Origin of the sequence: Corynebacterium sp. MSK150, assembly GCF_030229215.1 — a bacterium.
Lineage (GTDB): Bacteria > Actinomycetota > Actinomycetes > Mycobacteriales > Mycobacteriaceae > Corynebacterium.
On the sequence record NZ_JASPHM010000018.1, the window covers coordinates 26,155 to 44,082 of the forward strand.

Consider the following 17,928-nt stretch of genomic DNA (forward strand, 5'->3'; position numbering starts at 1 on the left):
CTAAAGCTCCTTACCGATTATTGTTACACGGCTAGCTTCTTGGGCCGGCAATGCAGCGCCTAGCTGGAAGTCAAGCACGGAATCATCCAAATCTTTGGACTGCCAATTCGTAATTTCAACAGTCAAATGATCAGAGGACGTGTCCCATATGAATGCTCGAAGCTCGACCCACCCCGTGATATTCCGGACCCCACAATAATGAAAGTGAGTTCTCAGACCCGGTGACCAGCTGAGGTTTGTCTTGCCTTCTTCCGGAGCCTTCTCCTCATCAGAGACTCGGACGATAAAATCCTTTGCTTCAAGCGGTCGAGTGGTCTCGACGAGAACACGAAATTCCTGTACCCCTTCAGGAATCTTGAAAATTTTCTTCAAGGGTAAATCCTTTATCTGGTCAATTAGGGAACAAACGACCGCTCCGAAAGCGAAAAACATCAAAGACCTTTTATCCCTCGATGCGGTCGAGTACTTTGCTAACTGTAGCCGATTTGGACATGAAACGCACAGACTATTTTCGATCGACTCGACGTGCACGATACCCCAAAAAAGTTGTCCAGGTGACGCTATCTCTCTGCTATTAGTTTCGATTGAGAAAGCAGATTTGGTCAGTCACCCCTCCTATCCGAGGGGTTTCGGGTTCAACTCCAAAACTTCACTTCCTGGTCTTCAGGTTTTCAGCGACCCAGAAATAGAAATCATCCTGATAGTGATATTGAGCTTTACCCCACCTATGCTCTTTCGTCGATAAGCAAAGCTCTGCGGGGACCTCCATAATCTCAATCCCAGCCGCACTCACCGCATCGTAATACCGTGAGTATGCTTCATTCCACCACTTCGCGGGTCGACCATTCGTTTCGGGAACGTCTTCCCCTCCGAGAGTTTTCGCGGCAAAGTCGAACTTCAGAAGAACTGCATGTTTGTCTGCCAGTGCCTCCGCAACTTTAGGCACTGCGCCAGCAAATAACTCAAAATGGGCATCGGAGCCAAACTCGATTAGCTTCCCGTGCGGGATAGCCGGCAACCACCCGGAATGGTTGAGCTCGTTTAGCCAAGTCACATACCCCCCGCTATTGGTCGGGTAAACGCCCAATCGCTCATCAACTAGATCCAGCATGATCGTTTGGCATTCAGACCCCTTCACGCCACTCAGAGCACGCGACTGCAAATCATACTCAACCATTCTTTGCTGGAAGGCACTGTCTAGTTTCGACTTCTGCTCTGGTAAATCTACTGGCTTTGTTGTAGCCGAAATCCAAGAACTCCGCGCATAATAGCCCTCCAGTTCAAGATATTCTTCAGCTACTCTAACGACATCGCGGGCGACGCAGCTTCCATATACTGATACCTTCAACGGTTCCACCTTTGAGAAATAACTATTTCAAAATTCCATTATGCTTTAGCTGTCAATTGAGGAGTTTTAACAAGAGGCAGTCCTGCAGCATTGAGGAACTCGTTGAATCGTTCAAAGTTCTTGGGAACGTTCCGGAAAAAACTATCAAAATCAGCGCACTCGATGAGTTCCTCAACCGGAGCCGTTTTCAGCTTGCTCAGTGGAACTGAAGGCAGCGAAAGCGTTTCAGTAAGTTCTACAGTTCGAGCGTCATGGGTAACCCAAACCGCAGGTACCCCGGATAAAAACGAAGCCATATTGACATGGAAGCGAGTGCCAATAGTCGCCGAGACAAACTCCCGGTTGAAATCAATCCACGGTTCGAAATGGCGAAATAGTCGGTACCGAGTAGTTATAAAGTTCTTTAGCTTGCTTTCACGCCCAGGGTCATTTGAATTGACAAAATCTAGAACCTCCGGCGGTTTCAAGGTAGTACCGCTTCGCATGCTCTCGACGTAGAAGCCATGCACAAACTTATTTTCCGGTTCTACTAGGTACAGGTCCTTATCCACGGCTTGTTGAATCAATGACTGGTCAGCTTCTCGAGCGTAGTTAGTCACGTTGACTGCCGTGGCGCGCCAAGAAGTTGGATTTTCTAACCGCTCTTGCATCCGTACAAATGCTTCCGGCCGACTGAAGTAACTTGGACAACCAGTAACAAAAATTTGGCCCTCTGCCGGCCCAGTCACTGACTCGATCAATTTCCGAGTGTAATCGCCTCGGACTGATACAGCTGCAGTTTTCTCGATAATCTTCTTCAGGCATCGTTGCCCTTCAATCGGAAGTGCATCAGGACCAATCGGAGCGCCTTCCTTGGCTTGAGACCCTAGCCCGAAGAGAATGATGGGTTTGTCATAGCCATCTAGCGCACGAGAAAAATAGTCATACCGCTTCCTCATTGTGGGCGAAAAATCTCCGACCCTGAAGAAATTCGCCATCGTAATGATTAGATGGGAACAGTTCTCGCTCACATACTCGCGAAATTTTCCAGATGGAGTGATGCGCCGCCACGACGTCTCCAAGGTAGACATCGTGTTACCAAATAAGTTGCGGGGGGCATTTCCATGGATGATATTGCCAGAATTTTCTGGAATTTCGAGTGGAAACTCGATAGGTAGGTCTAAACGGATTCCGTTAGTCGCAATAGTCGAATTCACTAGTACTTCCTGCTTTCTACGGCGTCGGTATGCAAACGCTTAGTGGTATAGGCAATCTGCGGTTCAGACTCCCCAGACTTCTTCTCATAGATTCGGAAAACGACACTCCCCGTAGGGAACTTGTCCCACTGCCAAGTATGGGAGGCGTTATACCATTCCATGGAAAATTGCTCGTTTCCACGGTGTACTCGTACGGCCAGGTGTGAATGAGAAAGCATTCTCGATACTGTAAGACGCAATGCTTCACCCACACGCGACACTGCGTAAAAGGCACGGTACTCATTTCCATTTTGGGCAGAAAAAGTCCTGAGCATCGACGCATAGACCAACCCAGTTTCACCATGATTAGCGCCCATTACGGGAAGCGTCTCAACATCTGCACCACCTCTCCTAAGAAAGTCTACGAGAGCAGGTACATGGGACTCTCTGTGCGGATCCTTATCTCCCACCATGATTCTCACCTTCCCGCGGAAAAGCGATGGATCGACAGTGCGCTCAAATGCCTTGTTTAACCAATCAATATCTTCTTGGCTTCGCCCACCTGTCATGTACTGCAGGATTCCCGGATGAGGCTTCCGCAAGAAGTTGCCGATCAGAAACTGGGGAGCTGCTACGACGATATTTCCCGAACCGAGAGTCAAGCCGTGCCACGTAGCTGCCGTTGCACCTTTTGAAGATCCAAAGTAGTAAACATCATCGGTGCTTACTGAGCTCTCTGCAATGACGCCCCGGAGGAAAGACTGCACGGACTTTGCAATCTTGAAATCACGGTTTTCACACAGGTAATAAGCACCTTGCTCCCGTGAATCATCCAATATGTAATACTGCGTGCCCGTAAACTCTTGCAGTGATGACTTGTAATTAAATGTTAAGTCTCCGACTGATGACATGGCAGAGAACACAAAAGCGATTTCTGGGCTCGTTCCAGGGATTTTTAGATAGCGAACCGGAACTTCGCCTTCAAAAGTTTCAACCTGTTGCAGCAGATCGAAAGAGCGCTCGTTGATTACGAAATCTCTGGTGCGAATTCTTAGAGAATGCTCAAACTCTGTGTGCTCTCCAAACGGGTACGCCAATGCGGATGCAGGTTCTTCGGTCCTTTTCGCACCTACGTTTTTAATGTCAGTTGAAGCTAAAGTACTAAGTTCAATTTCCGCTTTTCGTACTCCATCGGAATCCACTACGTGAATGAACCGACCTTGGCGGACTTGAGAAAACCCCGGGGTCTTGACGATGAAAGCTAGGTCAAGAGCCTGCGTACTCGAACCGAAAACGTGAACCCGCCCTGTGGATCTATCCACTGGGGTTTGACCGCCAATTATTTGACCAAACTGAAACGGAAAATAATCCCCGTAGCGTGACTGCCAGTAAAAGTCTAGTGGATCAGTGTGATCCAAAGATAGCTCTGTATTTTGGGGAACCTCGCAATATCCTTCGAGAATTTTGAAATTGTATTCGTCCGATAGCGGCCCAGAGTTTTTCACGCCCAGAGCTACGGTAATTTGGTCGAGCTTGATTTCGTTTGCTGTCATCTTCGATTTCTACTCTAAGGTTTTTAAATAGAACAGGACGTGGGGGCTTCTTCCACTCGCGAACCACGAGTCCATTACATTTCATTCCGTCTGGCAATCTGATCGAAATTGAGCCCGACCGGTTGCCTGCCCTTAGCGGAATGTATTTAAAGTACCCCACTGCGGGATTGGATGAGAGCGATAGCCCTTCAACTTTGATTGGTTTTTCAGTTTGCGCTTGTTCAGTCTCTTCCATAAAAGCCGGAGCAGAACCTGGAAGCTGGGTTCCATCGTTGTTGACCATAGAGAACTGCAGAATGTAGTTTCGCCTCTCTACCCCTTTGCTTGCACGATAGTCAAACTCAACGGAAAAGGTTGAAGCGGGAGATTCGAACAAGAAACTCTCAGACCGTTCAATCTTCTTTTCCGAATCGAGCAAAATTTGCTTCGCAGGAAATCGAACCGAATCAAGTGTCGGGAAAAGGCGCTGCAGTTCTTTTCGGTTCGGTAACTGTAAATTGTGGAGCTTCTCTACTAGGTGGGCAATCCTTTGTGCCGAAGGAACGTTAGTAAGCGTGTCTTGTTCTGGGGAGCGAAGCCAGAAGTAGCTTGGCTTTCGAGAATCAAGGACTACTGGGTTGTAACGGTCAACCTGATTATGCCCGCCCTTGTAGTTTGGACCTACGAAATCTCCTGGACCAATTTTCTGATGGATGTAAGTTAGGCCGATTGCAATTTTCGGCCATTGAATAGCCCTAGGGTAAATAATTTCTTCACCATCGACAATGGCCGTATAGCCACTGCCAAAGGAGACTACCATTGTCACAAATGGCTCTTCGATGTAAGCGCTCATATCATCGAAAAAGTCGTCCCCCAAGAGGTCGTCATCATCGAGTCGATAGAACCCGATGATTTCTCCGGTTTCAATTTGCTCATCAAGCAATTGTTGCCAAGGTGTTGCACCCTCACCGGCTGGACGCTTATCTAAAACTAGAAATCGGTGTTTCTCCGCTTCGGCCTCAAGTCTCTCCTGGTACTTATCCGGAAGATTATCCGAGTAAGAGATGACATGTATAAGCTTGTGCCGCTTAGCCGAACGGGCGAGCATTGGAATCGAGTGCTCGAAAAAAATCTCGGCTCTCAGCGCCATCCGTTCATCTGAATACAAATAGTCTAAATAGACTACACTGCTACGGAAGCGGCCGCCTGAACTAACTACCCAATCTGTAGCCCCAGGGCTAAAAAGACTGAATCGGGTTTGACCAATAAACAAAAGTACTCCTACAGGAATTATTTAGCTCGCCCAGGACTGCACGGGTTCTTCTACACTGCCAAAGGTTACACGGAAAAGCTGCTTTCCTGATTGATCTTCATTAAGAGGAATCGGGAACTCAAGCATCGAAGTTGGCGTTGACTGATAATTCTTTGGTGCCAAGAATCCAGCCGGGAGACCAGGTTTCCGCCTGACACCGCGTACCACCTTTACATCTACGTTGCCCAACGAACTCGTTAAGGTCATCCACGCCCGAGGGGTCCGGATAACAACAACTCCCTTACCCGTAATTTCGACTGATGCCGAGGGATCTAGAAGAAAGCGTGAAACCGGAGTCTTTGCGTCACCCTTAGATGAAACCGAATCACGAAGCATAAAATGCTTCGAGTCTACCCAGGTCACCGTCCTATCGACTCTAACCCCTCGATAGGCATAGGTACCCAAGACCTGAAAATCAAAAGGTGCATTGGATTTTCGCAGGTCGATCCCGGCAGAAACCTGCCGAGTACGAGGCCCGTAGGCGATCACTTTTTCCGCCCGTAAAGCGTCATATTCCTTAAAGAACACGCCAGAATGGCCCAGCTGACCACGCGCAGCGACTGCTATGTCATTTTGCGAGTCATAGGATACTAAGCCTGCGTCTTGTATAAGTGCGTCGCCGTTATGCCAGAGAAAAACCGATGAGTCATCAAGCTGTTTATGGAAGACCCCACGGTAGCCTGAGATAAAAGAAAAATATGTACGTTCATTTGAGCTTACAAGAAGGCCATTTTCTTTAGAGCACCAAAGACCTGGTAAAGGCGAAAAGGCAGATTGCTGTGAGTAAGAAGCATCTCCAAGCGGCGGTACTGCCCTATTCGGAAGGAGCATTCGGCGGTATGCCTTGGTCGCTAGCTCGTGAAGCTCAGCAAATTCAGACTTTACGGAACCATGAGCCCACATTTGAAAGTCGGCGATGCTTTCCAGTAGTTTAACGTAAAAAGCCTGATAAACAGGAGTATTTTCGTTAGCAACACCGTCTCGTCCCAAAACCTCGTTAAGGGTATCTAACAGAAACTTAGAAACCTTCTCTTGGCGTTCTCTGGACCCTGCCTCTTGAAACATATAAGAAGAATGGAGCATGCTAATAGCGAGCATTACACCGTGGTTATTAGGTCTCAAGAGCCCTAAAGTATCAACGTGGCCGTAAATCCGAGCGACGCATTCTTTAAGGACGTCCTCTTTCACCTCACTCTCGCCTACTTCTTCGACATTTGCGACTAGCCAAGCGCGAAGTTCACATAGGGTTCGCAATATCAACGCATACTGATGATCGAGACTTCCGCTAAACTGACCGTCTTTTCCACGAGGATCTTTAGCCAGATGCATCCGAAGCTGGCTTACCAGCGCCCAGACTGTGTCGACATCACCCGAGCCCAGAATTGGAACCACATAGCGAAGGGAATTAGCCCAAAGGCGAGACGAATCTCTATCTTTGGCAAACTCACCGTCGAATTCTATCCGTGGATTTGCAGTATCGATTGAAATCCTTCCGCCGTTAGGAAAGGATATTTCCCAAGAACGTCCCGCTTGACGAACATCCCACCTATCGGGAGAACCATCAGGAAATCTCATCCAATACTCGGCTGCGTGAGTCATTTGTACCTTTCTTCACCGACCTAATATTGCCGGCTAATCTTCTAAACCGACAATCTGTTCCCCAAAAGGAATGTCTAAGCACGCACGGCTTTAACTAATTCCTCAATTTTTGGCCAGACTTGGTCAATCGAATACAAAGAACGCATTAGATCTCGACCTACAGCTGATTCTGTTTCGAGGTCCACATCTCCACGTATGACCGCAGCCAGTGCGTCGGTCATCTCCTCTTCAGAATTGAAAACCCATTTTTGTGGATAGCCTTGCTCAGCTCCACGCCAATTTAAGGTCATGCCCAGACCTCCCGAGCAGAAGCCCTCGGCAACAGAGACCTGCATACCTTCGAAATCACTCATCGAAATGACAACGCCGACTTCACACAGCTCCTGTTTAGTATCGACCCACCCGTGGTGCTTAATATTTTGCTGGAGTCCGTAATCCTCAACGAGCTTTTGGCAATCAGAGTAGTAGCTCGCTTCTTCTGGCTTCTTCCATACCCATTCAAGCTCTTCCGGCCGCTTGCCATAGATGTGCAGCTCGACCTCAGGGAACTCATCCTTAAGTTGAGCAACTGCCTCTATGGCCTTTTTGTACCCTTTCAGACGTGGAACAGTTCCCACCATGGCAATCTTCTTGCGCCGATCCGCGTCATACACGCCTAACTCATATCCATCGACGTCAAGCGCGTTAGGAATTAGCCAAAGCTTTTCTCTGGGGATGTCGAACTTGTCAGCAATATCGCCCAGTACGTGGGGCGCAATGGAAATGATCGCGCTGACCTTGTCTAGATGAATTTCCTTTCCGTAATCAACAGTCACTTCGGAGCGGTGAGCTCTAACGACGAGGCGTTGGTCACCGCGAAGCTTTTTGGAGTACCAAACGGCCGCGCCAAGCAGCCATTCGACCCATACAAAATCTGCCCAATTGAGCAGTTCTTTAGAGCGCTTTTCATCATGGCCCCGGTGCCCGTCCCACTTGTCTAGTTTGAGCGGGAAGTTTTCCCCAAACTTCTCCTCAATTGCTCCCATGAACTTTAGATCATGGCCGGCGACCAGCACTCTAAGCTTCACTGCTTCATTGAAAGCGGCCCGGTCACGTTGAATGACGGTTTCCACAATTTCTTGGTAGCGTGGCTGAAAGTTGAACGAACGCAGGCTTGCTTTGTGCCTTTGAGCAAAATCAGCGAACAGTTCGAAAGCCTCTTCACTAAGCCTTTCAGACCGGAACCAAACAAATTGACGGAGTGCGTACTGCACCGCGGAAAAACCATGTTCGGCTACAAAGGATATGCCAATTTCTGAAAGGTTTTCCTCAACTTCATTCCAAGACTTCACAAAGTCCGCAAACTGGTCGGAGTTAATTTTCTGAGTTACGGATTCCTCACCCACAGAATTGCGCACGTAGGTTCTCGAAGGCAGCGCGCGGTAGCCGATTCGCTGACTGTGAAGCAACACCTCAGAGGTGAACTTGATATCCTCGCCAATCCGACGTTTTTCGTCAAAACGAATTTGTTGTTTCCGGATCAGCTCAGTCTTGGCAAAGAAACTACAGGTCAGGCTTTGGTACTTAGTAATCGCACGAATGCGTTCGACTGGGCTCTTTAGAGTATCCCACCGAGGGATTCTATCCCCTACTCGTTCTGATCCATCACCCATTCGAACACTCAAAGAAGTGCGGACTACGTCATAGTTATACTTCTTTGCGGTTCGAAGGGCATCTTCAATGCCCCTTGGTTCTAAAACGTCGTCTGAGTCGAGAAAATAGATCCATGTGCCTTTTGCTAGCTCAATTCCACGGTTTCGCGGAGCTGCAGCGGAGCCTGAGTTTGCTTCGAGCCGGTATACGCTCCAGTTGCTCTCATTTTCACAAATTTCTGCTAACCGATCGTAGGTGTCGTCCTTCGAGCAGTCGTCAATAAAAATGACTTCACAGGCAACCATTCGGCTGGTTTTACGCAGAGACTCAATAGTTTCGTCCATCTTAGCGATGGAATTATAGGTTGGGATCGCAATAGTTAGATCAAGAGTGCTCATTTTTCCTCACTAGATGCGGAAAGTAGGGACGGTACCGCCGCGCAGAGCGTCCTTTAAGAATTGCGCTGACGTCAGGGTGCCGTCGGATAGCGGTGCTTCTTCAACGATATATGGCTGTTCGCCCTCATTTGTGAAGCGAATTTGTCCGTCGAAATACGCGGTGTGCAACTGTAGTTCTTCCAATTCTTCCGTCGCCGGAAGTGCCTTTGCATTGCTGCTGTAGACGAATTTGTCTGCGCTCAAGAAGCTACGGGTGCGGTACTCATCATTCTCAATGCTACGAGCATTCAGAATGGTGACGTTTGGAACTCTCTTCTGAAGAAGTTTAAATTCTAGACTTTGTTCGGCACTCTCGCGGACAATAACAAGTAGTTCCTTGTAACCGCTCGATTCTTCGAAAGCCTCTACAAGTTCATCGAATTGCTGGAATGTGGAGACATGCGCAACCATCGCGGGAGCCTGGAGTCGCTTCTGGAAGTTGACTCCTACAGCCTCCAAAATAGTTTCCGCTCGATGAGTGTAGGTGTTTCGCAGCGCGACATTCATAGCATTCCGCTGCAGGGCTCGATACGACTCAGGGGTGAGGTTTTTTAAAGTCTGCGGATTCGAGTCAGCATAAATTACGGAATCCCCAAAGAAGTTCCGCACTCCCTTGGCTTCATTGGACAAAACAACGCAACCCGAAGCCGCCAGCTCAAAGACTCGGCGCGCAAACATCGTGTCAGAGTCTGCCACGGTATTCATGGTGATTCCGTATTTTGCTTCTTTATAAGCCTTAGCGGTCTCCTCGTAAACAATTGGTTCACGGGTAAACTTTTCGAACCGTTCAGGATAACGATATATAGGGTTAGGACTAGATTTCATCCTGTCGTAAATGACCAAGCTTAATCCTGCATCGAGCACTTGATCCATAATTTCGGCCTGTGCCTCACACCGCTCGGGGTACATTCCATACCAGGTACCCGCGAAATTTACAGCATCAGAAGCATTTTCTATGCCGATCGGGTTGAACAGCTTCGGCTGTACCGCAAACGGAAGTACGTCGACGTAGTTGCATCCCACGTCCTTCTTATACCCCTCGACACATTCAGCGGCGGTGGTAAAAACATAATCAAAAAGCGCAGCCGTGCGGAGGAAATCGTTAATACGATCCGAGAAGTGAGTTGGGTCTTCTTTATTCCAGAATACAGTCGGAATATTGTTCTTATGGCAGTAATCAAGAATCTCCAGAAGTACTGCACGGTTTTCCTTTGGCCACCTCACAGACGCATAGATTTTTCCCTGCCATGGGTGCTCTTGAGGGCTTCCCCCCTGCCATGCTGATTCACAGAAAAACACCTGGGGCTTGTGCTTAGTAAAAACCGATTTCCAGTTAGAGGGCGTTAAACGAAGAGTCTTAAATTCCTCGCGGAAAGAGTAATACGTAAAGTCATCGGCAATCATTGCGACTGGGACTTCACTTGCGAAAGGCACCGCTGCAGCGCGGTTAGGGATATCAGATTCGGCGGGAGTGAAGGATTCACCCCCCGTTCGTGATGCCACCCATTTCTCGGCTTCATCACCGTTGATTGTCACCCGACCACGCGCCGCAACAGCTTTTGGAACCACTTGGTTCACTGGAGCTCCAGTGCGACGCGATTTAGGATCTGCAGCGGGAAACGGCTTCGGTTCGACCTTCTTAGCAATCGACTTTACAGCGTCGCTCGGCTTGCTTTGGAGCCCCTTAGCCACGGTCTGAATGCTTAACAATTGGGACTCAAGGGAAGCAATACTTTGACCGGATAGCATTTCACGTCGTGCTTTCTCAGTCAGCATCCGAGTCTTACTTACTGCGCGGCCAAGGTTCAGATCGCCGAGGAATGAAGACGTTTGGGATGCCAGCACTGCGGACCCTGCCAACGAAGCTGCTGCCCACTTTTTTGTCGCCAGCCCCACTGCTGCTGTTGTAAAAACTGAAGATCCAACAGATGCTCCAAGCCTCAAAACGGTATTTTTCGAAGGTCGTATCACAAGTAAGTCTTTCGCTTTCGCGGACAAATGAACTTTGCTCAGGATACCTTAGGATGTGCGCTCATGCTGGACATCGAAAAGCAGCAAAGCTTTGACATAGGCTTCCGATTTTCGCATCTTCGGCGTCCTCACAATTACCGCCGACCACACTGCTGGAGTAACATTGCCGGATACATAACGAATACCGGTGACCAAAATAGCGGCTTACCCGCTTGGGTTTGTTCAGAACTAATCCCGATTGCTAAGGATTTTCTTCGTGGCAAGGCATAGAATCGCGCGATACCAAAAGGCGCAAAGCCCAAATCGTTCAAAGGCTCCTATGGAAAGTGATACAGGTCGGCCGCCACTAGTAGTTCAAATTGATGACGCCGGGCTTACAGCTACACAGCCGCGACCGCCGTTGAAGAACTATATCGCTCAACTTTGGCAACGGCGATTTTTTATCTGGGCAGAGTCGAAAAGCAAGTCTCTCACTGATGGCAGAGACATGTTTTTGGGAAATATCTGGATTTTCCTGAACCCCCTTATCCAAGTTGGAATTTACGCATTAGTCTTTGGGCTTATTCTCAAGACATCCAGAGGCATGGACAATTTCATCGGCTTTCTGGTAATAGGAGTAATCTATTTTGGCTTTATCACCAAAGGACTAAATGCAGGTACGGGGCTGATCCAAGCCGAGAGAAGTATGATTACTTCGTTCCATTTTCCCAAGGCTGCTCTAGTTGCTTCCGCGTCAGTAAAGCACATTCTAGACAACATTGTCCCGGCAATAATGGCAATTATCATCGCCTTGCTGTTCCAGGCACATAAGGTTCCAAGTTGGACAATCATTCTGGTAGTCCCACTTTTCGTGCTAATTCACCTTTTTACTGCGGGCGCGATGCTGTTTATCGCTCGAGCAACTGCATTTGTCCCTGATTTAAAAGGACTAGTTGCTGTATGCCTGCGTGGACTGTTTTTTGTTTCCGGTATTTTCTTCACTGTGGATCGCTTTGACACCGCTCCAAAGCTGAAGGCAATCGTCGAAGCCAACCCCATCTACCAGTTCCTTTCTGCAATTCGAATGTGCGTTTTGGACGGTAGCGTTCCCCCTTTCCATATGTGGCTTTATCTCACTGTTTGGTCCGTAGTGCTTGTATTGGTTGGTTTTGTGTATTTCTGGATGGCAGAGGAGCGATATGCCAGTGTCCGATAAGCCGACTGTCGTACTTCGAAATGTTAAGAAGACGTACTACGTGTACCCTGGTGGTTCCAGTCGATCGCTCGTTTCGCGCAGAAAGAGAACCGAGGTTGAAGCACTCAAGGGTATTTCTTTCGCGACTTTCGCCGGCGAATCCATCGGCCTTTTAGGAAAAAACGGTTCAGGAAAGTCGACCCTCCTTTCCATTGTTGCAGGAAATGAATCCCCGACTTCCGGGGAAGTTTGGGTTTCCGCTCGTCCAACCTTGTTAGGAGTAGGCGCAGCACTGCAAGCTCACCTTTCTGGCCGCGAAAACGTCCGGCTTGGTTTGCTTGCCATGGGACTGACTCCTGCTGAAGTAGCTGAACTCGAGATGCCTGTAGCTGAGTGGGCAGACATCGGCGAGGCCATCGATCGTCCCCTGAACACATATTCCTCAGGAATGCGCGCCCGTTTACGATTCGCTATTTCTACCGCAGTTAAAAGAGACATCCTTTTGGTCGACGAAGCTTTATCAACCGGCGATGCTACTTTTGCTGCTCGGGCGAAGGAACGAATGGATAGCTTTTTGGATGATGCAGGCACAGTCTTTTTAGTTTCCCACGGGCCAGCAGCCATCAAAGCACACTGCACTAGAGCTATCTGGATTAATGAAGGCGAATTCGTCTGCGATGGCCCGGTCGATGAAGTTGCTGATGCTTACCGCGCTTGGAGCCACTTCTCAGCTCTAAAGCGTCCAGATAAAATGGATACCATCATTAATCGCGTACGCAATAAATATGGTCAGCCTCGCCAAATAGTTTTCGACAGCGAGTTGGCTAGAACCATCGACACTCACCCCGAATATTTTCGGCAGTAGTCGTACACTTGGGCATATTTCTCGGCATTGCGCGTCCAAGTTCGTTCCTCAACGAAGTTCAACGCTTCTTGCGTACGCCCTTCTGGGAGGGCGAGCGCTTGCCGAATACCTTCTGCCAGCATGCGAGAGTTTTCAGGCTCTACATAAATCCCCAATTCACCAGTAACCTCTCGAAGCGGTTCAAGATCGCTTGCCACCACTGGACAGCCAGCAGCCATAGCCATCAAAGGTTTGATGGGGGTTACAGCCCTGCAGACTTCTACGTTTTTGCGAGGGACAACGAAAACATCGAGACAAGAATACCAATCTCGGATATCGTCGGCTGGTTGCCTGCCAACGAAATGCACTCGGCTTGCTATTCCCTGCTCCATTGCCAACTCTTCGAGGCTACTTCTACTTGTCCCATCGCCTACAACCACCAATTCAACATCATCACTTAAGTAGACAATGGAGCGAACGAGATCATCTATACCTTCATAATCCACTAAAGACGAAACTATTCCAATCAACGCTACATCAGGAGGAAGTCCAAGCTTCCTTCTATGACGAGCCCGGTATTCGGCTGTGCCTACATCTGTGGAATAGTCAATTACGGATTCGGAAATAGCATTGGGAATTACAAACACCTTATCTGGGTCAATTCCCCGGGCAATCAAGCTTCGGCGTTGAACATGGCTTAGCGTAACTAGCGCTGTCGCCGATTGCATCACCTTAGTTTCTTGTGAGCGCGAAAGGCGATAGTATTCCGAGTTTTCCGCACCTTGTTCTCCCATCGCGGTACGGCGAGCCAGCCAGGTTTTCTCTGGTTCACCACGTACTTCGTATACCCACGGAAGCCTTAACACCTGCGCCAGTCTAGAAATGACAAGTCCATTCCTAAACGGTGTAGTGGTATGAAGTACATTTGGCGTAAAGCTATTCGCTAGTTGGGAAAGCATTTCAACGGTGATTTCTATAACCTTCACCGGAGAAGAAATAAACCTTCTTGGCATTAAGCGTAAGTAAGTAACCCCCGTATGCCGTTCTTCCCTACTACGTGCAAGCCGTCCGACAACCGCTGGATAGCCCAGCCGAGTAACAGCCAGGGTTTGGATGCCTGCACTTTTCTGAGCTTGGAGGATTCCCTGGCTCCGGACAGTGTAGCCAGAGGAGGTGTGTGGCTCACTATTGTTCAAGAAGTGAAGCACTCGAGTTAAGCTAGCTACCTTTTTCTCGGCAAGCCTAGCTTGTTTGGCTGTGTGTTCGTCGGTGTATGGAACTGATAGGTAAAGCTCACGGGCCTGTTCTCTCAAATGCTGTTCAAGTCTTGGTCTAAGGAACTGTAGTGCCCACTTTCTTTCCTGCGCGAGACGAAGCGCATCCGAAATCCGACCTTCGGCTGCGGCTCGATCCACCGGGTTTTCTGAAAATTCAGCAACGCGCTGGAGCAATGAGGCAATCGGGCTTTTCCCGACAATGTTCATGCTTTCAATTCTCTGGGCAAACAAACTAAAGAATTGCGGCGAATCAACAAGCGAGCGCACTCGAATAACCCCGGTTGCTATCCGGACTTGGCGAGCGATAAAAGCCAGATCAAGCAATGTAAATAAAATCCTCTCGCAGGACCTAATTATCCTTTTCGGCCAAAAGCAGCTCTGGAAATAGCAGTAAGCAGCCGTGGCGGTGCAACTTGCGATCGTTCTCGAGCTACCCACTCAGCCGCTTTTGTAGAGACTTTTAGCCGTTCTGGGTTCTGGGCGAGCTCGATCCAGAGTCTCGCTAATTTTTCCGGTGATTCAGGGGGAACTACGTCTCCTGCTTCTAACGAGCTGATTAAGTCTGCTGCTTCACCTGCCACTGCACCAGATATGTGAATTCCAATTTCCATGAGCTCATACGTTTTCGACGGCACTACTCGAGTAAGTGGCTCCCAGTCTGTCAAATGAACAAGCGCAGTATCCGCCCAAGAGTAATAATCTGCTAAATCATCCGCAGGACGCCTATTCTCAATAGATACGTGCCGACCCGAGTTGCAAATGAGTTCCGTCAACGAATCGCGCGCAGCTCCAGCTCCCACTAGGCGCAGGTTAATGTTAATTCCTTTGGAGGCAACAATATTCGCCGCTTCAATTGCATTGGCCAGATTTTGTGCTCTTCCTAAAGTACCTGCATATAGCACGTTTAACGAGTTCTTAGCAGTTGACAATTGAGGCTTTCGAGCAACTGGAGTCTTCGGTGGAAAGACATTTCGAATGGTGGAAATTTTCTTTCCACGACGCTGAATGGCAGGCCGTTCGTGCAACTGTCTCCGCAAATAGTCTGCGGTGACCAAAATTCCGTTGGAATTTTCCAGTACTCGGTCTATGACTATGCGCGTCAGTCGTGTGACTAATTGCAGCGGACCGTGCGACAAAACACGCTCCCGCATTGATTTTTCGCCAACGCCACGATTCCACTGGTTTGCCTCTTGCAGCAGGTCCGGCCAGGCATCGCGCAAATCTATTAGGTACGGTGCACGGTAAAGACATGCCAAGGTTGCAGCTACAACAGAAGTCGGAAGTGCAGGTACGGTGCCAATCACGATATCCGGCCTATAGCCCTGAAGAATTGCTGGCTTTCGAATTGCTAGCCAAACCATGCCTAAGGCGACCGATGCCTGGTTCAATGCACGCAACGTTAACGAGTTTCCTTCTGGGATGAAACCGCTCCGCACAATGGTTTCGCCAGATGGACCAGGAACATTTTCTGGTCGAGCTTCTTTGCGTTCGGTCCACCACTCTCTAAGCGATAGCTTCCGCTGGTAATGAGGTGGTGGAGCGATCACTGTGACTTCATAGCCTGCGTTAGTCAGTATCTGACTTAACCAAGTCCAGCGCCTTTGCGGGACACCGTTTTCTGGATACCAGTATTGGGAGACAACCAGAACTTTCAATCCGTCGCTATCCACCATATCTTCTGCCAACAATCTAAATACTCACGGCACTCGAGAGTCCTGCTTCTTTACAACTAATAGAAGCATACAACCGATAAACGGCTTCCTTAGCATCGGCCACAAGTCTATTCCGGCGCCCTCGGACTATTTTCCAGACCGCCGAAAAAGCCTATGCTATCGCGTCCGCTGCGGCAATTATCGCCAAATACCCTTGGTATCGATCACGGTCTTATCTTCTAGGTTCGAGGGGTCTAGTTCCAAAAATTCTTTGTGATTAACAAGCAGAAGGATGAGGTCTGCTTCTGCGACTGCACCCTGCAGATCCTGCTTCTTAACATTCGCGATCGCTGACAAGGAGTCAGGGAGCTCGTCTACGTTCGGCTCCACCACACGGACATCCAACTCAGGATTTTCTTCTCCTAGACGTTTCACAATGTTCAGTGATGGAGACTCACGAAGATCATCAATATCGTTCTTGAAGGCAATGCCCAGGGCTGCAACAACTGGGTTGTCCAAGTCCTTTAAAGCTTCGGTCACTTTGGACATAACCCACTCAGGCTTGCCATCATTGACTTCGCGAGCAGTCTTAATAATCTTGGATTCTTCCGGAACCGAGGAAACGATAAACCAGGGATCTACGGCAATACAATGGCCACCCACACCGGGGCCTGGTTGAAGAATATTGACCCGCGGATGATGGTTAGCTAGCTCAATCAGTTCCCAAACATCGATTCCAAGTCGATCACTAATCAGGGATAGCTCGTTAGCAAAGGCAATGTTTACGTCACGGAATGAGTTCTCCGTAAGCTTTGCCATTTCGGCCGTTGTAGCATTAGTTTTCAATAGCTCAGCCGTGCAAAAAGTTCCGTACAACTCGCAGGCCATCTCAGTACCGCGTGGCGTCAAGCCGCCGATAACCCGATCATTATTCTCCATTTCTTCCATGATTTGACCAGGAAGGACACGTTCTGGGCAATGAGCGATAAAGATGGCATTTGGATCGTCTTCATTCAAGGAAAGGTCCGGGCGAAGCTTAAGAATATAGTTCGCCATTTCTTCAGTGGTACCTGGAGGTGAAGTAGACTCCAGTACAACTAGAGCCCCCGGACGAAGATGCGGCGCCAAAGATTCGGCAGCGGAGTTGATGAATTTCGTATCCACCTTGTAGTCATCTTTGAAGGGAGTAGGAACACAGACAATGTAAGCATCCGCCTCCGTCTGCTCAGTTTGTGCCACTAGGTAGCCCTCATCCACGACACGCTTCAGCAATGCATCGAAACCCGGCTCAAAGAAAGGAACTTCTCCCCTATTAATTGCCTCAACAGATGCCAAGTTGACGTCAACACCGGTTACTTTTACACCCTTAGAAGCAATGAACGCTGCGGTAGGGAGACCGATGTACCCAAGCCCTACAACGCATACCGAGTCAAACTTGGTCGCGGAATTGATTTCAGTGGCCATCCTAAACCTTTCTCAGTGCAATACGAACTCTCCCTATATTAGACACCTACGGCAACTTCCGCCGCATGAAAGTTCAAACTCGACTAATACCTAGCTGCGTTCAAAGGAACTTACACAAGCGTTTCCACGCAAACCCCCTCGTGAACTGGCGATTTGTAATAAAACCGCCACACACTATATAGTTAATTCTCGTTGCACAGAGAACAACAGTTCTTTTACCAACGAAGTATTCCTCCATAGCTCAGTTGGCAGAGCATTCGACTGTTAATCGAAGGGTCACTGGTTCGAGCCCAGTTGGAGGAGCAAACAGACACCGCCAAGCAAATTTGCTCGGCGGTGTTTTTAGCTGTGCCCACCCATGTGCCTGCTAGTGATTCTTCTACACGGTCACTTGGAAGTTTAAGATGATTAGTCCATCGTCAACCTGGTTTTGAGGCCTAAACGACAGAATGTGTTGTTTTGCGGCGTGTCGGGCTAAACGACATTTTGTGTTGGTGGGGTTTAGCGCATG

12 protein-coding genes and 1 tRNA gene are annotated in these 17,928 nt (G+C 48.8%); 3 read left to right on the forward strand and 10 right to left on the reverse strand.

What is annotated here, in order from left to right; translation table 11 throughout:
• From QP941_RS10375 to QP941_RS10405, 7 genes are all read right to left on the reverse strand, one after another.
• On the reverse strand, positions 1–372 hold the full coding sequence (locus tag QP941_RS10375; RefSeq protein ID WP_284868869.1) for a hypothetical protein: 372 nt from the start codon (positions 370–372) through the stop codon (positions 1–3).
• Positions 373–649: 277 nt separating this feature from the next.
• Complete coding sequence (locus QP941_RS10380; RefSeq protein ID WP_284868870.1) at positions 650–1,348, reverse strand: DUF6270 domain-containing protein; 699 nt, start codon at positions 1,346–1,348, stop codon at positions 650–652.
• A 38-nt stretch (positions 1,349–1,386) separates the two neighbouring features.
• Positions 1,387–2,544, reverse strand: a complete 1,158-nt coding sequence (locus tag QP941_RS10385) for a polysaccharide pyruvyl transferase family protein (RefSeq protein WP_284868871.1) — start codon at positions 2,542–2,544, stop codon at positions 1,387–1,389.
• A gap of 1,383 nt (positions 2,545–3,927) precedes the next feature.
• Positions 3,928–5,328: a glycosyltransferase gene (locus QP941_RS10390; RefSeq protein ID WP_284868872.1), complete on the reverse strand. Its 1,401-nt coding sequence runs from the start codon at positions 5,326–5,328 to the stop codon at positions 3,928–3,930.
• A gap of 21 nt (positions 5,329–5,349) precedes the next feature.
• Complete coding sequence (locus QP941_RS10395) at positions 5,350–6,966, reverse strand: heparinase II/III domain-containing protein (RefSeq protein ID WP_284868873.1); 1,617 nt, start codon at positions 6,964–6,966, stop codon at positions 5,350–5,352.
• Positions 6,967–7,040: 74 nt separating this feature from the next.
• Positions 7,041–8,996 carry a glycosyltransferase gene (locus QP941_RS10400; RefSeq protein WP_284868874.1) on the reverse strand — a complete coding sequence of 652 codons (1,956 nt, stop codon included), beginning with the start codon at positions 8,994–8,996 and terminating at the stop codon, positions 7,041–7,043.
• 9 nt (positions 8,997–9,005) lie between these two features.
• Positions 9,006–10,931, reverse strand: a complete 1,926-nt coding sequence (locus QP941_RS10405; RefSeq protein WP_284868875.1) for a CgeB family protein — start codon at positions 10,929–10,931, stop codon at positions 9,006–9,008.
• 331 nt (positions 10,932–11,262) lie between these two features.
• On the opposite strand from QP941_RS10405, the gene QP941_RS10410 reads away from it, so the two are divergent.
• Entirely contained in the window at positions 11,263–12,201 is a 939-nt protein-coding gene (locus tag QP941_RS10410) for an ABC transporter permease (RefSeq protein WP_284868876.1), read from the forward strand.
• Positions 12,191–13,045, forward strand: coding sequence for an ABC transporter ATP-binding protein (locus tag QP941_RS10415; protein WP_284868877.1), 855 nt, complete (start codon positions 12,191–12,193; stop codon positions 13,043–13,045). The genes QP941_RS10410 and QP941_RS10415 overlap by 11 nt, the downstream gene beginning before the upstream one ends.
• Here the strand turns inward: QP941_RS10415 and QP941_RS10420 are convergent.
• The 3 genes from QP941_RS10420 to wecC all read right to left on the reverse strand — a co-directional run bounded on the left by QP941_RS10420 (position 13,021) and on the right by wecC (position 17,417).
• Positions 13,021–14,625, reverse strand: coding sequence for a glycosyltransferase family 4 protein (locus QP941_RS10420; RefSeq protein ID WP_284868878.1), 1,605 nt, complete (start codon positions 14,623–14,625; stop codon positions 13,021–13,023). The genes QP941_RS10415 and QP941_RS10420 overlap by 25 nt on opposite strands.
• A 29-nt stretch (positions 14,626–14,654) precedes the next feature.
• Complete coding sequence (locus QP941_RS10425) at positions 14,655–15,986, reverse strand: glycosyltransferase family 4 protein (RefSeq protein ID WP_284868879.1); 1,332 nt, start codon at positions 15,984–15,986, stop codon at positions 14,655–14,657.
• Between the two features lie 165 nt (positions 15,987–16,151).
• Positions 16,152–17,417 (reverse strand): UDP-N-acetyl-D-mannosamine dehydrogenase, encoded by a 1,266-nt coding sequence (wecC, locus tag QP941_RS10430; protein WP_284868880.1) that lies wholly within the window; start codon positions 17,415–17,417, stop codon positions 16,152–16,154.
• Positions 17,418–17,647: 230 nt separating this feature from the next.
• Between wecC and QP941_RS10435 the strand changes: the two genes are divergently transcribed.
• Positions 17,648–17,720 (forward strand) — tRNA-Asn (locus QP941_RS10435).
• Positions 17,721–17,928: the final 208 nt, after the last annotated feature.